At 69.8% G+C, this 1,856-nt stretch carries 1 protein-coding gene and 1 pseudogene; both read right to left on the reverse strand.

Features of this window, described 5'->3' with window-relative positions:
• Positions 1-77 precede the first annotated feature (77 nt).
• Positions 78-1,199: a muconate/chloromuconate family cycloisomerase gene (locus G6018_RS16650; protein WP_179526202.1), complete on the reverse strand. Its 1,122-nt coding sequence runs from the start codon at positions 1,197-1,199 to the stop codon at positions 78-80.
• Between the two features lie 108 nt (positions 1,200-1,307).
• Positions 1,308-1,856, reverse strand: a pseudogene (locus G6018_RS16655) (catechol 1,2-dioxygenase); the annotation flags it as partial.

Consider the following 1,856-nt stretch of genomic DNA (forward strand, 5'->3'; position numbering starts at 1 on the left):
TCGGTAGTCTCCTCTACTTCTCAGTGGCCGGCGGGCCGGCGGGTCAGTGGTGTCGGCGGGCTGGCGGGTCAGTGCGGTCAGCGACGGGTGAACTTCTCGACGGCGTCGTGGTCGATCTCCACGCCCAGGCCCGGACCGTCCGGGAGATGGACCCGGCCGGCCTCGTACCTGATCGGCGTGCTCACGTACGTCTCGGCCAACAGCAGCGGGCCGAACAGTTCGGAGCCGTGGTTGAACCCGGGTTCGGCGCACGCGAGGTGCAGCGACGCCATGGTTCCGATGGGCCCCTCCAGCGAGGTCGCTGCGTGGCAGGCCACCCCTGCCGCGCGCGCGATCGCCACGACCTCCTTGCTCCGGGTCAGTCCGCCGAGCTTGGTGGTCTTGACGGCGATGACCCCGGCGGCGTCGCGGCGCACCACCTCGAGAGCATCGTGCGGGGACTGGACTGATTCGTCGGCCATGATCTGGACGGGCAGCGCGCGGTTGAGCTCGGCGAGCACCTCGATCTGCTCGGTCGGGGTCGGTTGCTCGATCAGTTCGATGCCCGCCTCGACCAACGCCGGGAGGTGCACGTTGGCGGTGAACCGGTCCCACCGGGCGTTGATGTCCACCCGCAGGCCGGCCCGGCCGTCGAGGCGCGCGGCGAGCGCGGCGATACGCGCGACGTCCTCGGCCGGGTCCAGGGCCCCCATCTTGAGCTTGAAGGTGCGGTGGCGGTCGGCGGCGAGCAGCTCGTCGATCTCCTCGACCATCTCCTCGAGCGGCATGGCACCCAGCGCCCACGTGCACTCGATGGAGTCGCGGACGGCGCCCCCGAGGAGGGACCGCACCGGCACCTCGAGAGTGCGCGCCCACGCGTCGAACATCGCGATCTCGAGTGCGGCCTTGGCGAAGCGCCCCCGGGCCACCACACCCTCCATCGCCTCGAGGACCGCCGGCACCTCGTCCACGCGTCGACCCACGGCAACGGGGGCGAGGTACTTCTCCACGAGAACCTGCATCGTCTCGGCGGACTCCCCGCCCCACCAGGGGCCACCCGGGGTCACGCCCTCGCCGTAGCCGACGACGCCGTCAGCCGTGGTCACCGACACCAGGAGGATGGACTGCTCGGTCGCGGTGGTGGTGGCGAACCTGTGGGGGCGGATGAGCGGAACGTCGAGGATGCGTGTCTCGACGGATCGGATGGTCATGTCGGTCATGTCGGTCATGTTCGGTCCTCGACGTGATGTGGGCTGGGTGGGATCACCGGCGCCCCGGCCGCTCGTGGCGACCGGGGCGGGCGACGACGATTCCGGGACAGGAGGTGATCAGGCGACGTAGCGGGCCTCGGAGACCGGATCGAGCACGAAGTCATAGGTGACCTCGTCCGTACCGTCGGCACCCGGCCGGGGATTCAGGATGAGCTCGGGCTTGACTGCTCCGGCGACGTCGTCCTCGACGTACTCGCCACCCTGGAAGTACAGCTGGGTGGTGATGAGCCGCTTGCCCGGGGCCGTCACCTTGAGGTGCAGGTGTGCCGGACGCCACGGGTGGCCGTCGTAGCTGGCGATGAACTCGCCGGTCGGGCCGTCGTGCGGGATCTGGTACGGCGCGGGCTGGATCGTGGTGATCTCGAAGCCCCCCTCGGCGTCGGTGGAGAAGGTGCCGCGCAGGTTCCACTCCGGGATACCCAGGCCGTCGTCGAACTGAGAGTAGTAGCCATCGGAGTCGGCGTGCCAGAGCTCGACTGTCGCGCCCTCGATGCCGGCGCCGTCCAGGTCACGGACCTGGCCCTTGAACACCAGAAGAGTGCCCTTCTCGTCCTTGCGCATCGGCATGGTGCCCTTGGCGCCGAGGTTCGGGGCGTCCGGCACGTA

Origin of the sequence: Dietzia sp. DQ11-44, from assembly GCF_014145205.1 — a bacterium.
Taxonomy (GTDB): domain Bacteria; phylum Actinomycetota; class Actinomycetes; order Mycobacteriales; family Mycobacteriaceae; genus Dietzia; species Dietzia natronolimnaea.

Coding starts and splice junctions, on each gene's coding strand:
- G6018_RS16650 (WP_179526202.1), bottom strand. CDS start 1,199: ATGACCGACATGACCATCCGATCCGTCGAGACACGCATCCTCGACGTT.